A 22,654-nucleotide genomic window follows, 5' to 3' on the forward strand; every position below is an offset into this window, starting at 1 on the left:
ATAAGATAAATACTCATCCCTTTTATTCGGCTGGTATAACCTTTTCATCATCTTGTACGGGGTCAGATGATGGTGGTTCAGATGGTGTGTCATCTTTTTTAAATCTTGCTTTTATCCGCTTAACAAGATTGCGACTGTTTACCCTTACCATTAAAGAGCAGGGGGTAATCACAAGTGTGAGTATGGTCGCAAAGCAAAGACCAAATGCAATCGCCGTGGCAAGTTGTGTCCACCATTGAGTAGAGGGGGCACCAACCTGAATGGTTCTGTTGATCAAATCAATATTGGTCGCCAGAACCATAGGCATCAAACCGAGGATGGTCGTGATTGTTGTTAGCATCACGGGTCTTAGGCGTTGCGCACCTGTCCGGATAATTGCCTCTTTCTGATCTTTGAACTTTGTTGAAACATAATCAAAGGTATCTATCAGAACGATGTTGTTGTTCACAACAATACCAGCCAGCGCAATGACACCGATCCCGGACATCACAATACCAAAGGGTTGATCTGTAATAAGAAGACCAATCAAAACCCCGATTGTTGACATGATTACAGCGGACAGGATCAGGAATGCACTGTAAAAACTGTTGAACTGGGTGACCAGAATTATCGCGATCATAAAGAGAGCGACGCCAAAGGCTTTTACAAGGAAGTCCTGAGATTCCTTCTGATCTTCGTTTTCTCCTTTGAATTGAATTGTAACCCTCGGGTCAAGTTCCTGAGATGACATCCATTCCGTCAGTTCCTTGACTTTATCATCTGCGAGAATGCCCGGGGCGATGTCGGATTTCACTGTTGCAACACGCTGCCCATCAACACGGTTGATAACACCAACCTTCGGGGCCGCTGTTCGTGTGATGAAGTTGGATATGGGGATCAAGCCAACATTGGTTTGAATTTTGATTTGATCAAGGTGCTCAATATTTCGGTTGCTTCGGGGAAGACGGACAACAAGATCAATTTCTTCATCGCTATCGTCGGGACGATAGCTGCCCAGCTTCATGCCGTTTGTGATCATTCTAATGTAACTGCCGATCAGGGCAATGTCAGCACCGAATTTTGCCGCTTGGGCACGATCAACATCAATACGCCATTCTATGCCGGGGACGGGTAAACCATCTTCGATATCGACAAAACCGTTTGCCTCTCTCAGATGGTTGGCAACTTTTGTTGCCCAAGGATAAACAAGGCTGGGTTCAACGGACGCAATCTCTATTTGAATGGGTTTACCGGATGATGGCCCCTTATCCTCTTTCCTCGGTTCGACTGAAATACCGCCCAGAACTGCTGTTCTTTCACGAATTTCAGTAAGAATTTCATCAGCCGGACGACGATTGAACCAGTCAGTAAATTCCATCTGAATGTTACCGATCACGTCTTCAGGCTGATCCTTGTTTGTTGTACTCTCTGCATTTGTACTGACATAGATGTTATGCAGTTCATGCTTTTCATTCTGGAGATCAAGAACAATCTGTTCTACCTGTCTGACAAGATGATCGCGTTCATCAATAGACATGTTACCTTGTGCACGTACTTGCAGAACTGCATTGTCAGGCTCAATATCCGGGAAAAATTCAACGCCTCTACCAAAATTACTGTAGAGCATGATAACGCCGATGAGAGAAGCAAAGGTCAGGGTGGCGATAGTTCCCGGGATTTTCAGAACCACATGCATCAGCTTGATGTAAAGGCCTGTAAAGCCTGTAACGGCCCTTAGATCACCGGTCTCTGATGCGGCCAGATTTTCCATCGATTTTTTATCTGCAGCACCGCCAGCTTTCCCGATCAGGCCCCCAATTGTTGGAACCACAATCAAAGCCATGACAAGTGAGGCACTTAGTGTCGCGATAAGGGTAATAGGCATGAACTTCATGAATTCACCCATAATACCGGGCCAGAAGATCAGGGGAGCAAAAGCCGCCAGTGTGGTCGCGGTTGACGCAATGATCGGCCAGGCCATACGAAGACTTGCTTGTTTGTAAGCTTCTCTTCTGTGCAGGCCTTCGCTCATTTTTCGATCTGCGAATTCAGTAACGACAATGGCACCGTCCACGAGCATACCGACAGACAGAATCAAGCTAAAGAGAACAACAACGTTTACTGTTAATCCTGCGGCGTGCAGGATCATAATGGAGGCAAGGAAAGAACCCGGTATTGCAATGCCCACAAGGATGGAAGATCTAAAGCCCAGGGCGGCAACTACGACAATCATCACCAGAATGATAGCTGACAGAACATTGTTTTGCAGATCTTGGAGCATGGTACGAATACCTGTTGACTGATCCTGACTATAGGAAACGTCAATTGCATCGGGCCAGAGGATCTGTTGTTGACTGACGACTGCACGTACCTGTTCAATTGTTTCAATAATGTTTGTGCCTGTTCGTTTGGATATCTCCATGGTTAAGGCGGGTTTATTGTTTACGCGGGCATACTCTGTTGTGTCTTTAAAGGTTTTGCGCAAAATTCCGATATCTTTTACGCGAACAACAGCATCGCCATTGACTTTAACCGGCATGTTCAAAATGTCTGTTGTATCTTCGAACAGGCCGGGAACCTGAATTGCAAAACGTCCTTGGCCTGTATCCAAAGATCCTGCGGCAACGACAAGATTTGATTTGCCAACAGCAGTGATAATATCGTTGGCATCAAGGCTATAGCTTTCCAGAATAAGAGGATCGACGACAATCTCGATCAACTCGTCCCTGTCACCAACCAGCTTGGCTTCCAGAACGTTGGGAATGGCCTCCAGTTTATTTTGAAGGTCCTTTGCAATGGCAAGCAGAGCTCTTTCCGGAACATCACCGGACAGGTTAACGACAAGAATAGGGAACAGGCTGAGGTTAACCTCATGTACTGTTGGCTCATCCGCATCATCAGGCAGCTCGGCTTTGGCGATATCGACCTTTTCCCTGACATCTGTCAACGCGAGATCAATGTCTGAACCAGCATCGAATTCCATGACGACGTTGCCACCGCCAAGAAATGAACTGGAGCTCATTTCTTTCACGCCTTCAATGCTTCGAAGTTCTTTTTCCATCGGTTTTAGTAACAGGCGTTCGGCATCAACCGGGGAAATTCCTTCGTGGTGCATACTGACGTAAATGATCGGTATGGTGATGTCCGGGTTATCTTCTTTGGGGATGGTGACGTAAGACACCGCACCGGCAATGAGAATAAGGATTAATCCAAGTATTACGGTACGTGAGCGTCCAAGAGCACCTGAGATGATATTTGTCATGACTGAGGTGCTCCCGATGTTGTTTCTTGTGTTTCCCCAGCAGGAACGTCCGGATTCAGTTCTTTTAAAGTGTCAGCATCAATTGCCTTCACTTCTTGCCCGTCTTTGATCAATTCTTGGCCGATAACAACAAAGGTTACTTCTTTTGGTAAACCACCAAGCCATAGGCCGTCAGTTGTGTTCTCAAGAATGCTGGCTTCTTTAAATTCAATCCTGTTGTTTTCGCCGAGTGTTTTCACACCAATAGTGCCGTTGGCATCAATCGTCAGAATTCCGGGTGAAACTTTATGAGCCTGCATGTCATTAAGGGTGAGAACTGTTTCGGCTGTGATACCATCAGCAATTTTCATATCCGGGTTAGGGACTGCGACTTCAATGCGAAAGGTACGGGTGCCAGCATCAGCCATTGAAGCAATATACTTAACCTTGCCTTCGACCGTTTGGCCTGTGATCAAACGAACCTTGGCAGTGTGCCCGACTGATATGAAGGGAACCAGTCTTTCACTAACGTCTGACACAACAAGGATTGTTGATAGATCAACGATCGTTCCGATCTTGTCACCAACATCGACATACTCACCAATTTCAACAGCGCGACTGTTCAATACGCCTGTAAAGGGGGCAGGAATGAGTGTGTTGGAAAGAGCAACCTGTGCACGTCTTAATTCTGCCTGTGCTGATTCGAGGGCTGCTTTACTGGCGGCAAGTTTTGTTTCAGCTTTAAAGCCTTTTTGTGAAAGGCGTTTTGCAGCTTTATATTCAATAGCGCGTTGTTCTTTCAAAGCTTTGAATTCCTGTACCTTGGCTGAGCGTTCATTGACGTCAAGCTTGGCAATTAGCTTTCCAGATTCAACGGCATCACCTTTATTGATCGCCAACTCAATGATCTTTCCACTGGCTTCGCTTTTTATTTCCACAGTGCGTAGTGCTTCTGTTCTCCCACGTACTGTCAGGTAGCGAGTGTAAGGAACCGCGGCTTGAGTCTGTACGCGAACTGAGGGGATCTTGGTTTCGCGTGAAAGGTTGACCGGAGGTTTCTTGATTTCTGGCTGTCCGGTCTCACCTGCTTCAGAGCTATCTGACAATTGCCCAGACATAACCCAGCCAGCAGTTCCGACGGCGAGTACGAATGCGAGTAAATAGGAAACTTTCATGATGCGTGCCTGCTTGTATCTATCTGCTTGAGATTTGTATCTTGGGTATTTGTCTTCGATGTAGAAGAAGAAGTTGCTTCGTGCTGAGAGCGAAGTTCAGCAATGAAACGTTCTTTGTTTTCTTCCAGGTAGGTGAGGGAATTTTGATAAACTGTTAATCCCAAACCGTGGCAAAGTCGCCGCCCGGTGGGTAACAGAGCTGGGTCACACTGTGTCATGCGCTCAATGGTTTCTTGGTAAAAAGAAATTCTTTGATCCAGTAGTTTTATGACCTGTGGTAAAGGCAAGAGTTCAGCAAAATAAAGAACAAAGAAAAAGTCAGATGTAAATCTATCTGGTGTGGGAGGTGTCAAAAGACTTGTGATAAGTGTGTCTTCGCCGCTTTGCGTCAGTTTATACACCTTTTTATCGGGCCTTTTTTCCTGGGCCATCTGAGTGCATTCAACAAGACCTTCTGAAGAAAGCCGCCCAAGAGCTGGGTAGATAGAACCAAAACTCGCGTCCTGAAAGTGGCTGAAGGCTCCTTCTTTGAACGCTTTTTTGATTTCATATCCGCTTGCTTCTCCTTGGTACAGGACTGCAAGGCATAGTGTTCTGACATCCATAATTAATAATTACCTGAATTCGTTTTCTCATTGAAGATCAAAAGATTTGATCTTTTGTATCTCGCAGCTTTTGTATCTCATAGAGGAGTCATTGACTTATGTAGGACAGATATACATCAATTCAATATATATCAAGTCGATATATATTATTTATTTCTGACAAAGAGATGCAGTGAATAAAAGAGATTTTGAATGAGTGCTTTAAATGATTGCTTTAAAGGTCATTTAAATGGGATTTATCTAAAATACCCGAAATTGTAATCGAGTTTGAGATAGAGTATTATAGGGAAAAGGATTTATTATATGGACTATTCTATCCCTCTGTCGGGACTACAGTATCAGGCACAGCGTATTTCAGTGTCTGCAAATAATATTGTAAACGCGGGATCACTTGATTCTTCGCGCTTGCCAGAGCGTGTTCCTTTTGCGCCAAGCAGATTGGATGCGGTAAGCCGTGAACCTGGTGTATCTGGAAGTTTACAGCAGCTGGGACCAAATGCACCTTTGTCTGAGCCTGGGCAGAGTGCTGGTTTTGCAGAGGTTTTTTCTGCAACGGGCGTAAATATAGAGAGAGAATTGGTTGATCAAAAACTGGCTTCTGTTGCTTATAAGGCAAATGCGGCTGTGATTAAAACCTTTACTGAACTGGATGAGACGCTCCTTGATACGATTAAGGACTAAAATAGTAATGGAGCCCTATTGCAGTCATTAACCATAAAAAATAAATTATTGTAATTTGTTAGCTGTTTCATGGTTTTTTGATTGTGGTTTTGACTAAATTCTATTCATAATTTAGTAAGATTTATTCGGCAATCTTTGTACCTGTTGCCAGTTTAATATGAATTAAATACGGAAATATTTAGTCCTTTCCGTGTGATGGTTGAGTACTCTGAAGTCCTATGTCTGAAAAAAAACTAACTGTTAAAAAACACACGATAGAAGATAATCATGCCGAAGTAAGCGATGACAAACGTCGTTTCCAGCGGGTTTCGGTTCTTTGGTCAGGCGAGTATGCAGATGACCAAGGGGCGGAACAGCAATGTGTTATTTTTGATGTTTCAGTAAATGGGGTCCGGGCAAAATTTGATCAGGCTCTTGAAATTGGAACGCAGTTTGTTTTGAAAATTGCTGGCGGGGTTCAGTTAATGATAGAAGTGGTCTGGTCCCGGGGCCAAACTGTTGGGCTGCGATTTAGGGATAATCCGAATAAACTTGCCAGTATCATGGCCGGGGTTTTGCCAAGGAAGTGTTTGGAGTTTGCGTAGCACAAACGCAATTTCTGTTCATATGTCTGGTTCATGGATAGTTTATTAAGGTGCTCTGGTTTTTGAGCGCCTTTTTTATTGCTATTCATTTTTTGTAAGGGACATCGTTTCTATAAGGAGTGTGCTTCTACAATGAGAGGTGAGGCTAAGTTCTTTAAATGATTGTTTGTATTTTTAACTTTTGTATTTTGTGAACACGAATCTTCAATTGTTCTCATCTTTGGGTTGTTTAGGGAGGTGGGTCATGTGCTTTATGCTATTACTTCTTTGGAAAAGGTGTGAAATTTTATTGCTTTTTTAGGCGCTTTAGTGTTTGATAATGTTGCTTCCGTGTTGGTGAAATGCTAAGGAAAATAATTTTATCCAATTGAATTTAAATATATAATTCTGTAATGTTCTTGTATGATTCTTATCTTCAATAAGGCGCGAACTTTGTATACAATTTTATTGTACTATCCAACTGTAAATTGACTATGCAACTCCAGATGGATAGCTTAAAACCATCCTTATTTGATTAGGTAACTACAACACTAATTAATAAAAAGAGGCGCATCCTGCGCTTATTTGCGACATTTGGGAGGATATCGTGATTAAAAGAGGACTTTTAGCTACTGCGGCTTTCGCCAGTATGCTTTCAATGGGTGCTGTAACAGCAGAAGCAAAAACTTTTGTTTACTGTTCTGAAGGTAGCCCGGAAGGTTTCACACCTGCTCTGTATACATCAGGTACTTCATTCGATGCCAGCTCTCGTAACATCTACAACCGTCTTGTAGAGTTCGAAAGAGGCTCAACCATCATGCAACCTGGTTTGGCTGAATCCTGGGAAGTTTCCGAAGATGGTCTTTCTTACACCTTTAAACTACGTCCAGGTGTTAAGTTCCACACGACAAAATATTTCACACCATCACGTGAATTGAATGCTGATGATGTACTCTTCAGCTTTAACCGTCAGTGGAAAGCAGATCATCCGTATCACAAAGTATCTGGTGGTACTTATGAATACTTCACCGGTTATGTTAGTTTCCCTGACATTCTGCAAACAATCGAGAAAGTTGACGACCTAACAGTCAAGTTTACTCTGCAGAAGCCAGATGCTGCTTTCATTTCCAAAATCGCTATCGATTTTGCTTCTATTCACTCTGCAGAATACGCTCAGCAGATGATGGATGCTGGTACACCTGAGAAATTTGACCAAGAGCCAATCGGTACAGGTCCTTTCCAGTTCGTGTCTTATCAGAAAGATGCTTTCATTCGCTATCAGGCTAATGAAACCTACTGGTCTGGTCGTGCACCACTAGACAAGCTCGTGTTTGCGATTACACCTGACGCGCAAGTTGCGTATCAGAAGCTAGCTGCTGGCGAGTGCCATCTTGTTCCTTATCCAAATCAGGCTGATCTTGCTGCGATTGAAGCAAACAAAGATCTGACTGTGGATAGTCAGGAAGGCATGAACGTTGGTTACCTTGCGTTCAACACCGAGAAAAAACCATTTGATGACAAGCGTGTTCGTCAGGCTCTTAACTATGCCATGAACAAAGAGTCTATCATCAAAGCTGTTTTCCAAGGCGCTGGTAATGCGGCTAAAAACCCGCTTCCACCAACACTTTGGGGCTATAACGAAGAGATCCAGGATTATCCTTACGATCCTGCAAAAGCAAAAGCTCTCTTGGCTGAAGCTGGTGTAACAGACCTAAGCACAAACATCTGGGCAATGCCTGTGAAACGTCCATACAACCCGAATGCTCGTCGTATGGCTGAGCTTATTCAGGCTGACTGGGCAAACGTTGGTGTGAATGCCGAGATCGTTTCCATGGAATGGGGTGAGTATCTTTCCCGTTCACAGAAAGGCGATCACGACACGGTACTTCTAGGTTGGACTGCGGATTATCCGGATCCGGATAACTTCCTGTCACTTCTGAACTGTGCATCTGCCAAGTCCGGTGGTAACCGTGCGCGCTGGTGTCACAAAGAATTTGACGATCTTTTCCAGGAAGCTGTGAAAGTATCTGACCCGGATAAGCGTACTCAACTTTATGAACAGGCTCAGGCTGTCTTCAAAGAAGAAGCTCCTTGGGTAACTGTTGCTCACTCTGTTGTTCACAAAGCTATGAGCAACAAAGTTGTTGATTTCCGTATTGATCCACTTGGTGGTCATGTATTCTACGGCGTTGATTTAGAAGAATAAGAGATAAATCTTATAGCTAAATATGAAACGGGGAGGGTGTAAACCTTCCCCGCTTTTCTTATAAGCGAAGTCAGGATCGCGATGTTACGCTTTATTTTATCAAAGTTGGGAGTGCTTATCCCAACGTTTCTTGGTGTTACTCTGATTGCATTCAGTTTCATCAGGATGTTACCAGGAGACCCAATTGAGCTACTCGCCGGGGAACGCGGTGTTTCCGCAGAACGGCATGCCCAGCTTATGGCAGATCTCGGATTTGATCGCCCGATTTGGGAACAGTATTTTTCATTCCTTTGGGGAATTTTACAGGGGGACTTTGGTGTCTCCTTTACCAGTCGTACACCAGTTCTAGAAGAGTTCCTGACGCGGTTTCCTGCGACGGTTGAGCTCGCTGGGTGCGCAATTATTTTTGCTGCGCTGATCGGTTTACCAGCTGGTATCATCGCTGCTGTAAAACGTGGATCAGCTTTTGATCATACCTTGATGGGTATTTCGCTGACCGGGTATTCCATGCCGATTTTCTGGTGGGGACTTCTCTTGATTATCTTGTTCTCCAGCCCTGATATGCTTGGGTTGACGCCAGTTTCTGGTCGTCTGTCGGCATTGTTCTGGATCGATCAGGATACAGGATTCATGCTGATCGATGCTTTTGTCAGTGATGAAAAAGGCGCGTTTAAGTCAGCGGTTTCGCATCTTATTTTGCCGACGATTGTTTTGGGAACCATACCGATGGCCATCATCGCACGTCAGACACGTTCTGCGATGCTGGAAGTTCTTGGTGAAGATTATGTTCGTACCGCCAGAGCCAAGGGGCTTTCTCCCATGCGTATTGTGGGCGTTCACGCTCTTCGTAATGCTCTGATCACTGTCGTTACCGTGATCGGTCTGCAGGTCGGTGTTCTTTTGGCCGGTGCTATCCTGACGGAAACAATTTTCTCTTGGCCCGGCATTGGTAAGTGGATGATTGATTCCATTTCTAGACGTGATTATTTCGCGGTTCAGGGTGGTATTGTCCTGATTGCATCGATTGTCATGATGGTGAACCTGTTGGTTGACTTCATGTACGGTCTGATCAATCCAAGAATTCTGCATCGGAGGTAATGATGAGCCAAGTTCAAAATACAGCCGAACAGTCTTCGGCACCTGAACAGATCAGTCCTCTGCGTCAACAGTTCAGAGAGTTCTGGTTCTATTTTTCGGAAAACAAAGGTGCCGTCGTTGGCCTGTTTTTCTTCCTGTTTGTCGTTTTTGTTGCTCTTTTTGCTGATGTGATTGCACCACATTCGCCAGATCAACAAAACCGCGATTTTATTCTGATCCCGCCGTTTTGGCAGGATGGCGGTAGCATTGAGTTCTTGTTGGGCACCGATGCTGTTGGTCGTGATCTTTTGTCTCGCCTTATGCATGGATCACGCTTTTCTCTGTTTGCCGGATGTATTGTGATTGTCATCAGTTTGACATTTGGTGTTTTGCTCGGTTTGTCTGCCGGATATTTCAGAGGCTTCTATGAAGTTATTGTAATGCGGATCATGGATGTGATCCTGTCCATCCCAAGCCTTCTGATGGCGTTGGTTCTTGTTGCTATGCTTGGCCCTGGTCTCAGGAATGCGATGATCGCGATTTCCATTACTTATCTGCCGCATTATGTGCGTCTCGCGCGTGCTTCTGCTGTTGCTGAATCTGCCAGAGATTATGTGACTGCGAGTAAAGTTGCTGGGGCAGGTACTATGAGGCTAATGCTTGTAACAATCTTGCCAAACTGTATGGCACCATTGATTGTTCAGGCTTCGTTAAGTTTCTCTACTGCTATTCTGGATACAGCAGCACTTGGGTTCCTTGGTATGGGCGCGCAGCCGCCTGCATCAGAGTGGGGAACAATGTTGGCCGAAGCACGTGAATTTATTCTCAGTGCATGGTGGGTTGTTACCTTCCCGGGTATTGCTATTCTCTTGACCGTTCTCGCTATCAACCTGATGGGTGATGGTCTGCGCGATGCCCTTGATCCTAAGATGAAGAGGTCTTGATCCCATGAGTTTATTGGATATTAAAAATCTCTCTGTCGAGTTCCAGACGGCGCATGGTTTGTTCCGTGCTGTTGATGGAGTTGATTTGGAAATTGATCAGGGTGAAATGGTCGCGATCGTGGGTGAATCCGGATCAGGTAAATCTGTTTCCATGCTGGCGTTGATGGGCTTACTTCCCTGGACGGCTAACATCACGGCTGATCGGATGTTTTTCGATGGCATCGATCTATTGTCAATTTCAAAAAAAGAACGTCGTCAAATCATTGGTAAAGATATTTCCATGATTTTTCAGGAGCCGATGACCAGCTTGAATCCCTGCTTTACCGTTGGTTATCAGATCATGGAAGTGATCAAAGAGCATTTGGGTGGCACAAGGAAAGAGCTGGAAAAAAGAGCAATCGAACTTCTGGGAATGGTTGGTATTCCTGCTCCGGAAACAAGATTGCGCGCTTTTCCGCACCAAATGTCTGGTGGCATGAACCAGCGTGTAATGATTGCGATGATGATTGCCTGTAATCCGCGCTTGCTGATTGCTGATGAACCAACAACGGCTTTGGATGTGACAATTCAGGCGCAAATTCTTGAGCTTCTGGGCGAGTTACAGAAAGAACAAGGCATGGCCTTGGTTCTTATTACTCATGATATGGGTGTTGTTGCCGAAACTGCTGAAGTCGTGAATGTTCAGTATGCAGGTCAACAAGTTGAGCGTCAGGATGTGGTTGGTTTGTTTGACAAGCCGCAACACCCCTATACCTATGCCTTGCTTAATGCTTTGCCAGAACGAGCAACAAGTAAACGTCTACCATCAATTCCCGGCGTTGTTCCCGGACTACTGGATAGACCAACGGGGTGTCTTTTCAATCCGCGTTGTCAGTTTGCCACGGATAAATGCAGAAAAGAAGCACCGGATCATGCCAACAAGGTTTTGTGTCACTATCCTTTGGTTGATGGCAAGCCAACAAACAATCATCCAGGTGTTGCTACTTCGGATGTCGCTGTTTCAGGGGGAGCTGCATAATGGGTGTTGAGACCGTATTAAAAGCCGATAATCTCAAGCGTTATTACGAGGTTAAAGGGGGCATGTTCTCCAAAGGCGGCACTGTCAAGGCGCTTGACGGAGCTACTTTTCAGTTGGAGGCGGGCAAAACACTGGCAGTGGTTGGTGAATCAGGTTGTGGTAAGTCCACACTTGCGCGTTTGGTGACGTTGATTGAAAAGCCAACACAAGGTGAACTTCTTCTTGGCGGGATGGATATTGCATCTGTCCATAGCAAAGAAGATATGATTACGCTGCGCCAAATGGTGCAGATTGTTTTTCAGGATCCCTATGGTTCTTTGAACCCGCGCCAGAAAATCAGTGATATTCTGGCCGAGCCTTTGAAAATCAATACAAAGATGTCAGCATCTGAAAGACGCGAAGAAGTGCTTTCTATGATGTCACGTGTTGGCCTTCGTCCTGAACAGGCTGATCGCTATCCGCATATGTTCTCTGGCGGACAGCGTCAGCGTATTGCTGTTGCTCGCGCGCTGATGTTACGCCCAAAGATTGTCATCTTGGATGAACCTGTTTCTGCGTTGGATGTTTCCATTCAGGCGCAAGTGCTGAACTTGCTGACAGATCTACAAGAAGAAATGGACTTGGCCTATCTCTTCATTTCGCATGATTTGTCAGTCGTTAAGCACATCGCGGATGACGTTCTGGTGATGTATTTGGGGCAGCCCGTCGAGCACGGAACACGGGATGAAATCTTCAGTAACCCGCAACATCCCTATACACGTGCATTGTTGTCTGCGACACCTGTTGCTGATCCGAACAGAAAGAAAGAGCGTATCAAGCTGGTCGGGGAGCTTCCGTCTCCATTAAACCCGCCATCGGGTTGCTCTTTCCATCCTCGCTGTCCTCTCGCAAATGATCGCTGCAAAGCAGAGCGCCCTGTTTTGACATCTACAAGCAGTGCTCTTGTTTCATGTCATGCTGTTGAAGAAGGACGAAGTTGAATCTGGCTTTGATTTGTTATAGTTGCAAATGCGCTCAACTCTGTTGGGCGCATTTTTCTATACAAACTTGAGACTACTTAATATTGCCCTTGTACCTAATTATTCTGATGATATTTCTACGCGGCAAGCGAATGCTAACCCTCTTGTTCAGAAGTATTTCACCTTCAATTAATTCGGTTCCCTTCAGAGGTAAATAGGTGATAATGGTCTTGCGAGGCATTGAACGAAATGTTTTCCCCCGTTCGCACTGCTGATATGCCGTCGAGCCTTGCAACAGCTTGATCTTTGGCCTCTGAATTGAAATAAATATAAGTATCTGATCCAAGTTGTTCGGCGCTTGTAACAATACCTTTTATTGCCCCTTCGTTTGAGGGCGTCATGTGTTCCGGGCGAATACCCAGCTGTAACCCCTGATTGGAATTGACCGCTGTGTTGATCATCAACTTGTCGGATGATCCAATTAAATTGATCTTGGTTCCGTTGGTTAGATTGTCGGCGACCATTGCTGGAAACAGATTCATTTTTGGCGAACCAATAAACTCGGCAACAAAGGTATTCACCGGTTTTGTGTAGAGGTCGAGTGGCGAACCAATCTGTACAATTTCCCCGTTATTGAGGATAACAATTCGATCAGCCAAGGTCATTGCTTCAACTTGATCATGAGTAACGTAAATCATTGTGGCTTCAAGTTGCTTGTGCAGTTTCGCCAGTTCTATACGCATTTCTAATCGTAGAGCCGCATCCAGATTGGAAAGAGGTTCATCCAGTAAAATAACCTTTGGATCCCGGGCAAGTGCGCGCCCTATGGCAACACGTTGACGTTGCCCACCAGAAATTTGCCCGGGTTTCCTGTCGAGGAGCTGCTCAAGGCGAAGGATAGAGGCAATATCCTGTACCTTTTTGTCTATTATTTCTTTTGGTTGTTTTCCCAAGCGAAGCGGAAAGCCAATGTTTTCAGCAAGCGTCATGTGGGGATAAAGTGCATATGATTGAAAAACCATTGCGATGTCCCGTTCAGAAGCGGGCAGTTGATCTGCACGCCGATCACCGATCCAGAATTCTCCTGAACTGATTTCTTCCAGACCTGCAACCATGCGTAGCAGAGTGGATTTCCCACAGCCCGAAGGGCCGACAAAAACAACAAACTCGCCGGGCTGGATATCAAGATTTATATTGCGGATTACCTGGATGTCGTCGAAATTTTTATCAATGTTTTTAAGTGAAAGAGCGGTCATATTGCCTGCTTCCTTTTCTTGAAGATCTTTTGTGCTGATCGTTGATCGGGGCATTCTTTTAAACCGACATCTTGATTGTTTGGGTAAGACCTTGGATGTGAAGAAATAGCGTGCCTTGCCGTATCAATAGCGATTTTGAGGCATGTTTCTATGGATTGAGATCTTGCGTAAGCTGCAAGAAACCCTGCATTAAAGGAATCGCCAGCCCCGATTGTATCTTTGACGATGGTTTCTGTTGATCTTTTTACCAAAGCAGGAGAACCAAACCTGTCCACTCTTGCGCCTTGCTTTCCAAGCTTGGTAACAAACAAGGAATTTTGGGGCATTTGCTTTAAGATAGATTGATAATCAAGCTCGGTTTTTTCTGACTGTTGTGATCTTTCAGTAGCTAAAAGACCCCGAGCTTCTGCTTCATTGAGTAAAACAATATCTGTATAGAGGAGCCAGCTTAGGACTTCAGCACGTATACTGTTCGTCCATCCATTTGTTGGCCACGCTGTATCTAATGCAATTAAGCCACCTTTGGATTTAACAAATTTAAATATTTTTGTCAGAGCGGGGCGAATTGTTGGCATCAGAGATGTGCCGACGAATAGAACAACAACATTATTGAGATCCATCCCGGCAAGTCTGTTTTGTAGTTCGAGCGGCTGAAACTGGGCGACGTGGCCCGGTGTACTGAAAAAAGTTCGCTCTCCATCAGGGTGGGTAATGCCTACGGTCAAGGCTGTATCCACACTGTCTATAATCCAGTCATCGACGAGATCTGGATACTGCTTCATAAGCCAATCACCAAAGAGATCGTTGCCAATATTGACGACCATGCGGTGGCGAATACCCAATGCAGTGAGTGCTTTGGCTGTTATACCTGCCCCACCACCTTCGCGTAGATTTGCATCAGGCAAGATAACTTCGGTCCCAGGTGTTGGCCAGGGAGCTTGTGGTCCCATGATCAAATCAACATTCACTGTTCCGACTGTAATAATCTCTGGGTTCTTTAGTTTATCTTTTGGATTAGGAGCTTCTATCATCCTTTAACACTCCCGCTCATTAACCCGGATACGAGCGATTTTTGTAGAAAATAAGCCATTGATACTGGTGGAATAGTGGCCAAGATTCCTGCGGCAGAGATAAGGCCATAGTCTGCAACACGCCCGGCGGCAAAGTCTGCGATGGTAACTGGAAGGGTTTTGGCCCGGACATCGTTTGTGAACAAAAGGGCATAGAAGAATTCATCCCACGCCATTAATACAGCCATTAACGCAGCTGCACCTAGTGCCGGTTTGGCGACGGGAAGGGTGATGTGCCAAATAATCTGAAGACGATTAGCGCCATCTATGAGAGGGGCCTCGTCCAGATCTATCGGGATTGCATCAAAGTTACTTTTCAGTAGCCATGTGGTGAAGGGAACAAGAATGCCGCAATATATAGCAATCAGGGCAACATGGGTGTTGAGAAGCCCGAAAGATGCCATGGCAGAATAGAGAGGCAAGACAAGAGCGACAGGCGGCATCATAAAGGTTGCAATGGCTATAAATAACAGACTCTTCCTGCGTTTACCTGGCAGTCTGGAAAGGCTGTATGCTGCTGGTATCGCAGCGCAAAGGGACAGGAAGGTTGCGGATAGAGCGACAATCAAACTATTACGGAGGGCATAGAGGAAGGATTCTGCGCTCGTACTGTCAACGTCACCAATCAGGTTGATATAGTTTTCAAAAGAAATGTCTTCGGGTGTCCATTGTAAAGGGAGTGTGGTCAGATCTTTGGTAGAGCTGACACTCATAATAAACAGCCATAATACAGGACAGAGAAGAATAAGGCCGAGTATAATCGCTGAACTATAAACGATGACTGTCTGTGTTTTACTACGTTGAATCATGCTGTATTCCCCTGTTTTTTGATAAGCCATAGATAGGTGGCTATCAGAAGGGCGCTTATAAGAACGACGATGAGTGCATAAGAGGCACCAGAGCCTATGCGCATATAGGCGAAGGCTTCTTGATAGACATGAAAACTGACTGTTTTTGTACTATCTGCCGGGCCGCCACGGGTCATGACATAAATAATGTCAAAGACTTTAAATGCTTCGATCGTACGCAGGACGAGGGCAACAGAAACGGGGGCGATAATAGCGGGGAAAACAACTGCCCAAAAGCGTTGCCAAGCATTTGCCCCATCCAGGGTTGCTGCTTCGATCAAGTCTTTCGAAATTGTTTGTAAAGCCGCAAGGGTAATGAGAGCGACCAGAGGGAAGTTCTTCCAGATATCAGCTATTGCGACCATCCAAAGCGCAAGATCAGGGTCGCCTAACCAGCTTTGATATTCTGCCATGAGACCAAGTTGACTGAGAAGAGCATTCAATGCACCAAAATCGGGGCCATAGATAAGTCGCCACATCATTGCGTTGACCACAGTCGGCAGGGCCAATGGCAGTATCAAAAGCGCTCTTAACAGAGTTCTTCCCTTGAAAGCCTGATTTAACAGCAAAGCGACAAGGACACCGATGACAATTTCAGCCGAGACGGAAACAGACACAAAATATGCTGTGTTTTCTATTGAATCCAAAAACTTCGTATTACCGAGTGCTTTTAGGTAGTTTTTAAAACCAACCCATCTGTCTGTTGTGGCGGGGGATGCAAGATGGGCGGCGGTAAAGCTGTAATAAACCGTTTTTATCAGGGGGTATCCGACCACCCCGATGATGATTGTCATCATCGGGGTCAGCAGGAGCCACGCAGTTGTGGCTTTGGGAAAACGCACCATTGAATTTTACTACTCTAGTCCAAACCAGCAGCAACATCAGCGGCTTCATTCAACGCCTCTGCCGGGGCCTTTGAGCCCAGAAGAGCTTCCTGAATTGCTACCTGCAGTGCAGAAGACATTTCCTGATAGGACGCTTTTGTCGGGCGTGGATACATTGCTGCCAAACCGACTTTTGCGGCTTTCAATAGCTCTTCCTGACCTTTGGTTACCGCAGGATTATTATAGGAATCTTTCCAAACGGGCAGGCTGAGTTTTGCAAAGTCTTCTTGAACAGGCTTGGATGTCAGATGTTCAATATATTTCCACGCCAGTTCTTTGTTCTTGCTTTTGGATGTAATGCCAAGACCCATGGACCCATTAACAGCGGATGCAGTGCTGATTCCCTTTGCTCCGGGGGCTGGGGCAATGCCCACATGTCCGGCAACAGATGATTCTTTTGGATCATTGGCAAGGTTATACATGTAGGTCCAGTTCACTGCGAAGGCTGCTTGCCCGCTAGAGAAAGTACGGCGCACATCTTCTTCGGAATATTCACGTGAATTGGGGTTCGTCAGGCCAAGTTTAATGGTATCAACCATGTACTCCAAAGCCTTGAGGCCACCTCCCTGTTGGAAGACGGGTTTGCCATCCGTGTCGAGGAACTCGCCGCCCATAGCTGACAAGAAAGTCGCGTAGTCACAAATTACAGCCTCCGATTGGGACCAACTCCAAACCAAGGGGTAATCTACGATACCCTTGTCTTTAATGAGTTGCGCCTGAGTGGTGAGCTCTGACCAGGTAACGGGCGGTTTTGATATGCCAGCTTCTTTTAGCATCTTCTCATTATAAAAAAGGTATTTGGTATCTACGATCCATGGCATACCGTAATATTTCCCACCATACTCAACCGTGGTCCAGGCACCTTCCAGGATTTCTTCTTTTGTCGCAGAGTTGATTTTGTCACTGACGTCAGTCAACAGCCCATACTGCGCAAATTCAGCAGGCCAGATAACATCGAAGAGAACAACGTCATAACCTTCGGAAGCATTATGAGAGAGTACGATTTTATCGTGAAGTGCCTCGTAGGGGACAAATTCCATCTTAACATCAACACCTGGATTTACCTTTTCAAAGGCTTCCGTCATGTTTTCAATGTCTTGTTCACTATACGCCGCTTGCGCCATGAAGAGGGCACTTAGCTGGGTTTTTTCCGCACTAGCCGGAGATGTAGCAACAAATGTACCAAGAGCTGCGGCCATAAGTAATTTAGTTTTCTTCATATTAACCTCCCTGTTTCAAGGTTATTGCCACTAAGACGGGTACGCAAAAGTTTGTAGTTTTTATTTGTCTGTGGCAGTTTGAGTGGATAGTGTTATTTATTAACTCAATTTGATTTAATTAATCTAGCATGGAATTGTCATATGGCAACGGAAAAAAATAAAAGTGGTGAAAATCATGCTGTTAAGTCCGGCGTTTTGGGGACGAATCTGGAGCACGCCAAAGAGCATAATCTCAGGGCGGTGATAGATGCAGTGCGCCGTCATGGTGAATTAACACGTGCAGAAATCACCCGGGTAACGGCCCTTTCCGTACAGACAATTTCAAATCTTGTTGCCGAATTGGAGCAACGTGGATTGCTGATTGCGGGTGAACCACAGAAAGCAAAAAGAGGGCAGCCTGCACGTCCCTATCGGTTGAATTCTCAGGGGGGATTTTCTGTTGGCATGCAGATGGATCATCAACTTGCCCTGGCCATTGTTGTTAATCTTGCCGGTGAAGAAATTGCCAGAATACAACAGGATGTATCTCGTCCATCACCTGAAGAAGGCGTAGAGATTCTGGCCAGACTTGTTGATCAGGTAATCGAAACCGCGGGGGTTGAAAAAGAACGGGTATTTGGTGTCGGGGTCGCTATTCCTGGGCCTTTTGATATCAGTGGCCCAACGGGTGTTGGCCCCGGGTGGGTGAATTTTCCACTGGAAGAAAAGTTATCTGCGCACTTGGGTTTGCCTGTTATTGTCGAGAATGACGCAAATGCTGCGGCAATTGCTGAACGCTTGCATGGTGCTGGCAAGCGATTTGATAATTTTGTCTATGTTTTTATTGGTATGGGACTGGGCGCAGGCCTGTTTTTAAATGGTCAGGTCTATCATGGCGCAAGGGGCGCTGCAGGTGAAATAGGTCATATTCTTGTTGAGACAGATGGGAAGCAATGCGAATGTGGGAACAGCGGTTGTTTCGAACGATATGTTTCTTTACGCGCTGCCTATCAAGCTTTGGGCGAAGGAGATACAGATCATAGTTCGCCGGATCATCTGATGGATTTGTATGAACAAAGGAACCCTGCTTTTATGAGTTGGCTCAAAGAAGCAGCGGAAAAATTGCGTGTAGGCATTTTGGCGCTAGAAAGCTCTTTTGATCCTGAAGTGATTTTTATCGGGGGGCTGTTACCGCCCAAAATTGCAGAAGCCTTACTTGAAGAGATGATGCCTTTGTTGCCATCTGTTGTGACACAGTTGAAACCAATTGAACAACGTGTACTTTTGGGTGTTAGTGCTCCGTCCGCGCCAGCTCACGGTGCTGCAAGTGTGCCTATTTTCTACGAATTTAATGCCGAGCTTTACAGCCAGTCGAAAGCATCTGTGAAATAGACGTATAAAATGCTCATACTCCTCTATTTTTCTTGTTGATTTTAGTCGACTTTTTGTTGTGGCGTTGTTTCATATTTTTTGAACTTGCGCCCTGCAATTTCCAAAAGCTCTCTGACAACCCAGCTTTGCTTTCTGTCTTTCTTGAAGTATGCGGAATATTTATAGGATATGACGGGTCTAAAGGGCCTGATGTTTACTCCCATTGTTGCCCAGATCGGGGCAGAGAAGGGTTCCAGCACGCCGCAGCACAGGCCTTTATTTACAAGTGAATAGGCATTTGCAGAATGTCGGGTACTGAACTGGGTGACAGGCTTTATCCGTTTGTAGAGGTCGGTATGCTGATGAAAGGCGAGAACATCATCACTGTCCAGTGCAATGAGCCTTTCGCCGATTAAATCTTCTTCGTAAATAATCGTCTTCTCGCGCAAAGGATGTTGAGGGGTGAGTGCGCAGATATAATCAACTTTGGCCAGGGTGACTTGTTCGACACCTGGCTGTTGCCCCATCTGGTTGCCAAAGGCAATGTCGAGATCGTCGTCCATAAGCGTTTTGAAATAGCTTTCGACATCCATTGTGTTAAGGGTAATATTTATGTCGGGATGATTTGCTGTAAACTCTTCGATGATCTCGGGTACGACACTGACAGAGATGGCACCAAGTGAAATAATCCGTATTTCCTGTTGTTTATCTCGTGAGATATCTTCGGCTACAGTTTTGAGTTTTGAGAAAGCATCAAAGACTTCATCAAGTTTACGGTAAAAAGCCATTCCTTCGGGCGTTGGAACAACACGTCCTTTGCGGCGGTGTAGCAAATTTAGCTGAAGAGAGTATTCCAGATCTGCGAGGAGTCTGCTGATCGTAGGCTGCGTTGTTTTCAAGCTTTTGGCAGCAGAAGAAATAGTGCCATTCAGAATTGTGGCCCGGAAAGCCTCAAGTTGTCGCATTCGCATGAGTAAATATCCATTATGCTTTTTTTGTATACCTATATACATCATTATACGTTGATTCAATTCCTGGATCGTGGCCTTCTTACCCACCTGCACAGATACGTTTTGTTGGCTGCTTGCTTTTCAAATGATTCTCATAAGTGGCTTGAGGGAGTTGCCTGTGGCTGATTATTACTCGGCAAAAGAAATGCTTACCAAGCTGGTTTCGTTTGATACTGTATCGCGAAACAGCAATATTCCTCTTATAGAGTTTGTTGAAGAGTATTTAAGCTCACACGGTATTGCCTCCAAACGCGTTCCAAATGCTGATGGCTCCAAGACCAATTTATGGGCAACCATTGGCCCTGATACAGATGGCGGCGTGGTTTTATCTGGGCATACAGATGTTGTGCCTGTCGAAGGACAACCTTGGGATACTGACCCCTTTGAGGTCGTTGAAAAAGATGGTCTTCTCTATGGTCGGGGAACTGCTGATATGAAAGCTTTTTCGGCCATAGCCTTATCGCTGGTACCTGATATGATCGAGGCTAAAATGAACCGTCCGATACACCTTGCACTTTCTTATGATGAGGAAGTCGGGTGTCTTGGGGCGCCGTTTATGATTGCTGATATGGCACCAAAGGTTAAAGCTGAAGCCGTCATTGTTGGTGAACCAACGATGATGAAGGTGGTATCCGGTCATAAAGGTGCTTTGGGACTGATAACACGAGTCCGAGGGTTTGAAGTCCATTCCAGCCTTGTTCACACTGGTGTATCCGCAGTGCTTGTTGCAGCTAAGCTTGTTGTCTGGCACGAGAAAAAAATGCTGGAAAATAAAGCACGAACAGAAAAGCTACCCGAGAATGCTTTGTTTGATCCGGCCTATACCACTTTGCACTGTGGTGTCATAGAAGGCGGGACCGCCAGTAATATAACTGCGAAAGATTGCTCTTTTACGACAGATATTCGTGCTTTGCCTCAAGAAGACCCGATGGCTTATCTGGATGCTTATCGTGCCTATGCTGAAGAGTTGGAAGCAGAGATGAAGCGTGTTGCCCCATCTGCACGAATTGAGATCGAAATAACAGGGAATGTGCCGGGCTGCCGTCGGGAAAATGATGGCCAAGCTGAAAGACTGGTCCGCCAGATAACAGGTGATAATGCGGAACACGTTGTATCATATGGTACGGAAGCTGGACAATTTCAGGATGGTGGTTATTCGACAATTGTTTGCGGTCCTGGTGATATTGCTCAGGCGCATGCTGCCAATGAATACCTGTCCGTTGAACAACTAAATGCCGGGGTTGATTTTCAGCGCCGTTTAATTGAGCGACTGGCCAGTTAGCCTATTGAAGTAAATTAGAATAATTTAAGCACGTACAGTAGAGATACCAAATTAAGGAATAATAAATGCCGATTATAAACAGGTTTGCTGAACTTCATGATGAAATTACGGGGTGGCGTCGTGAGATCCACTCGAACCCTGAACTTTTGTTTGATGTTGAAGAAACTGCAAGCTTTGTAACTGAAAAGCTTAAAGAATTCGGGCTGGATGAAGTTGTTACCGGTATTGGTCGTACTGGTGTTGTCGGAATTATCAAAGGTAACCAGACTGCATCTGGTAAAGTTATTGGCTTGCGTGCCGATATGGATGCTTTGCCAATTCATGAAGAAACAGGTCTGGAGTATGCTTCCAAAGTAGATGGTAAAATGCATGCTTGTGGTCATGATGGTCATACCGCAATGCTACTGGGGGCTGCCAAGTATCTAGCTGAGACAAGAAATTTTGACGGTTCTGTTGCTGTTATCTTTCAACCTGCTGAAGAAGGCGGCGGCGGCGGCCGTGAAATGGTTGATGATGGCATGATGGATCGTTTTGATATTCAGGAAGTTTACGGTTTGCACAACTGGCCGGGTGTTCCTGTGGGAAGTTTTGGAACACGCCCGGGCGCCCTGATGGCCGCAACTGATATCTTTACCATTGATATTCAGGCTTCTGGTGGTCATGCGGCAAAACCTCATGAAACCATTGATCCGATTGTTATTGCCAGCCATATCATTCTGGCTTTGCAGTCTATTGCTTCGCGCAATGTGGATCCGATAGAGTCTGTGGTTGTTTCCGTAACAACCTGTAATGCCGGAACGGCCTTCAACGTTATCCCGGACACGGCAAGTCTGAATGGTACTGTCCGTACTTTGAGTGAGTCTGTTCGTGATCAGACTGAAAAACGAATTCAGGAAATCGTTGAGCACACTGCAAAGGCACATGGTGCGACGGCTGTTCTTGATTACACACGTAACTATCCTGTGGTGATGAACCACGAGAAAGAAACAGCTTTTGCTGTGGATATTGCATCTGGCATTTCAGGCGAAGACAAAGTGGATACGGATGCAAATCCGACTATGGGGGGCGAGGACTTTGCCTTTATGCTCAATGCGCGTCCGGGATCCTTTATTTTCCTGGGCAACGGGGATACCGCCCCGGTTCATCACCCAAAATACAACTTTAACGACGAAATAATTCCCATAGGATGTTCTTATTGGGCTAAACTTGTTGAAACAGCGATGCCGATAAATCGTTAAAAATAAAAAAGATCAGCAGTAGAGTTATAAAAACTAGTAGAGTAAAAA

The 22,654-nt window shown here is 45.5% G+C and carries 19 protein-coding genes; 10 read left to right on the top strand and 9 right to left on the bottom strand.

What is annotated here, in order from left to right; translation table 11 throughout:
• Positions 1–22: 22 nt before the first annotated feature.
• Genes D9A03_RS05920 through D9A03_RS05930 form a run of 3 tightly spaced genes read right to left on the bottom strand, consistent with a single transcriptional unit; the run spans position 23 to position 5,000 of the window.
• Positions 23–3,241: an efflux RND transporter permease subunit gene (locus D9A03_RS05920; protein WP_120496268.1), complete on the bottom strand. Its 3,219-nt coding sequence runs from the start codon at positions 3,239–3,241 to the stop codon at positions 23–25.
• Positions 3,238–4,395: an efflux RND transporter periplasmic adaptor subunit gene (locus D9A03_RS05925; RefSeq protein ID WP_120496269.1), complete on the bottom strand. Its 1,158-nt coding sequence runs from the start codon at positions 4,393–4,395 to the stop codon at positions 3,238–3,240. The genes D9A03_RS05920 and D9A03_RS05925 overlap by 4 nt, the downstream gene beginning before the upstream one ends.
• On the bottom strand, positions 4,392–5,000 hold the full coding sequence (locus D9A03_RS05930) for a PadR family transcriptional regulator (protein ID WP_120496270.1): 609 nt from the start codon (positions 4,998–5,000) through the stop codon (positions 4,392–4,394). Before D9A03_RS05930 ends, D9A03_RS05925 begins: the two co-directional genes overlap by 4 nt.
• Positions 5,001–5,303: 303 nt before the next feature.
• On the opposite strand from D9A03_RS05930, the gene D9A03_RS05935 reads away from it, so the two are divergent.
• The 7 genes from D9A03_RS05935 (at position 5,304) to D9A03_RS05965 (ending at position 12,469) form a co-directional block, all read left to right on the top strand.
• The gene (locus D9A03_RS05935; protein WP_120496271.1) at positions 5,304–5,681 is read left to right on the top strand and encodes a hypothetical protein; all 378 of its coding nucleotides are present in this window, start codon (positions 5,304–5,306) and stop codon (positions 5,679–5,681) included.
• 218 nt (positions 5,682–5,899) lie between these two features.
• A complete protein-coding gene (locus tag D9A03_RS05940; protein ID WP_120496272.1) occupies positions 5,900–6,265 on the top strand; it encodes a PilZ domain-containing protein in 366 nt (121 codons plus the stop codon).
• A gap of 589 nt (positions 6,266–6,854) precedes the next feature.
• The gene (locus tag D9A03_RS05945) at positions 6,855–8,450 is read left to right on the top strand and encodes an ABC transporter substrate-binding protein (protein WP_120496403.1); all 1,596 of its coding nucleotides are present in this window, start codon (positions 6,855–6,857) and stop codon (positions 8,448–8,450) included.
• A gap of 81 nt (positions 8,451–8,531) precedes the next feature.
• Entirely contained in the window at positions 8,532–9,548 is a 1,017-nt protein-coding gene (locus D9A03_RS05950) for an ABC transporter permease subunit (protein ID WP_120496273.1), read from the top strand.
• A 2-nt stretch (positions 9,549–9,550) separates the two neighbouring features.
• A complete protein-coding gene (locus D9A03_RS05955) occupies positions 9,551–10,471 on the top strand; it encodes an ABC transporter permease subunit (protein ID WP_120496274.1) in 921 nt (306 codons plus the stop codon).
• A gap of 4 nt (positions 10,472–10,475) precedes the next feature.
• Positions 10,476–11,489: an ABC transporter ATP-binding protein gene (locus D9A03_RS05960; protein ID WP_120496275.1), complete on the top strand. Its 1,014-nt coding sequence runs from the start codon at positions 10,476–10,478 to the stop codon at positions 11,487–11,489.
• Positions 11,489–12,469 carry a peptide ABC transporter ATP-binding protein gene (locus D9A03_RS05965; protein WP_120496276.1) on the top strand — a complete coding sequence of 327 codons (981 nt, stop codon included), beginning with the start codon at positions 11,489–11,491 and terminating at the stop codon, positions 12,467–12,469. Before D9A03_RS05960 ends, D9A03_RS05965 begins: the two co-directional genes overlap by 1 nt.
• A 164-nt stretch (positions 12,470–12,633) precedes the next feature.
• On the opposite strand, the gene D9A03_RS05970 is transcribed toward D9A03_RS05965, so the two are convergent.
• From D9A03_RS05970 to D9A03_RS05990, 5 genes are read right to left on the bottom strand one after another with little or no spacing between them, the layout of a single operon-like run.
• A complete protein-coding gene (locus D9A03_RS05970; RefSeq protein ID WP_120496277.1) occupies positions 12,634–13,704 on the bottom strand; it encodes an ABC transporter ATP-binding protein in 1,071 nt (356 codons plus the stop codon).
• A complete protein-coding gene (locus tag D9A03_RS05975) occupies positions 13,701–14,735 on the bottom strand; it encodes a carbohydrate kinase family protein (RefSeq protein WP_120496278.1) in 1,035 nt (344 codons plus the stop codon). The genes D9A03_RS05970 and D9A03_RS05975 overlap by 4 nt, the downstream gene beginning before the upstream one ends.
• Positions 14,732–15,583: a carbohydrate ABC transporter permease gene (locus D9A03_RS05980; protein WP_120496279.1), complete on the bottom strand. Its 852-nt coding sequence runs from the start codon at positions 15,581–15,583 to the stop codon at positions 14,732–14,734. The genes D9A03_RS05975 and D9A03_RS05980 overlap by 4 nt, the downstream gene beginning before the upstream one ends.
• On the bottom strand, positions 15,580–16,467 hold the full coding sequence (locus D9A03_RS05985; RefSeq protein WP_254054978.1) for a carbohydrate ABC transporter permease: 888 nt from the start codon (positions 16,465–16,467) through the stop codon (positions 15,580–15,582). Before D9A03_RS05985 ends, D9A03_RS05980 begins: the two co-directional genes overlap by 4 nt.
• A 14-nt stretch (positions 16,468–16,481) precedes the next feature.
• Positions 16,482–17,726: an extracellular solute-binding protein gene (locus D9A03_RS05990; RefSeq protein WP_120496280.1), complete on the bottom strand. Its 1,245-nt coding sequence runs from the start codon at positions 17,724–17,726 to the stop codon at positions 16,482–16,484.
• Between the two features lie 141 nt (positions 17,727–17,867).
• On the opposite strand from D9A03_RS05990, the gene D9A03_RS05995 reads away from it, so the two are divergent.
• A complete protein-coding gene (locus tag D9A03_RS05995; RefSeq protein WP_120496281.1) occupies positions 17,868–19,097 on the top strand; it encodes an ROK family transcriptional regulator in 1,230 nt (409 codons plus the stop codon).
• A 41-nt stretch (positions 19,098–19,138) separates the two neighbouring features.
• Here D9A03_RS05995 and D9A03_RS06000 read toward each other — a convergent pair whose 3' ends face one another.
• The gene (locus D9A03_RS06000) at positions 19,139–20,047 is read right to left on the bottom strand and encodes a LysR family transcriptional regulator (RefSeq protein ID WP_162937991.1); all 909 of its coding nucleotides are present in this window, start codon (positions 20,045–20,047) and stop codon (positions 19,139–19,141) included.
• 157 nt (positions 20,048–20,204) lie between these two features.
• Between D9A03_RS06000 and argE the strand changes: the two genes are divergently transcribed.
• Positions 20,205–21,368, top strand: a complete 1,164-nt coding sequence (gene argE, locus D9A03_RS06005) for an acetylornithine deacetylase (protein ID WP_120496283.1) — start codon at positions 20,205–20,207, stop codon at positions 21,366–21,368.
• A gap of 65 nt (positions 21,369–21,433) precedes the next feature.
• The gene (locus tag D9A03_RS06010; RefSeq protein WP_120496284.1) at positions 21,434–22,606 is read left to right on the top strand and encodes a M20 aminoacylase family protein; all 1,173 of its coding nucleotides are present in this window, start codon (positions 21,434–21,436) and stop codon (positions 22,604–22,606) included.
• The last annotated feature ends 48 nt before the right edge of the window (positions 22,607–22,654 follow it).

This window comes from Kiloniella sp. EL199 (assembly GCF_900313065.1).
Lineage (GTDB): Bacteria > Pseudomonadota > Alphaproteobacteria > Kiloniellales > Kiloniellaceae > Kiloniella.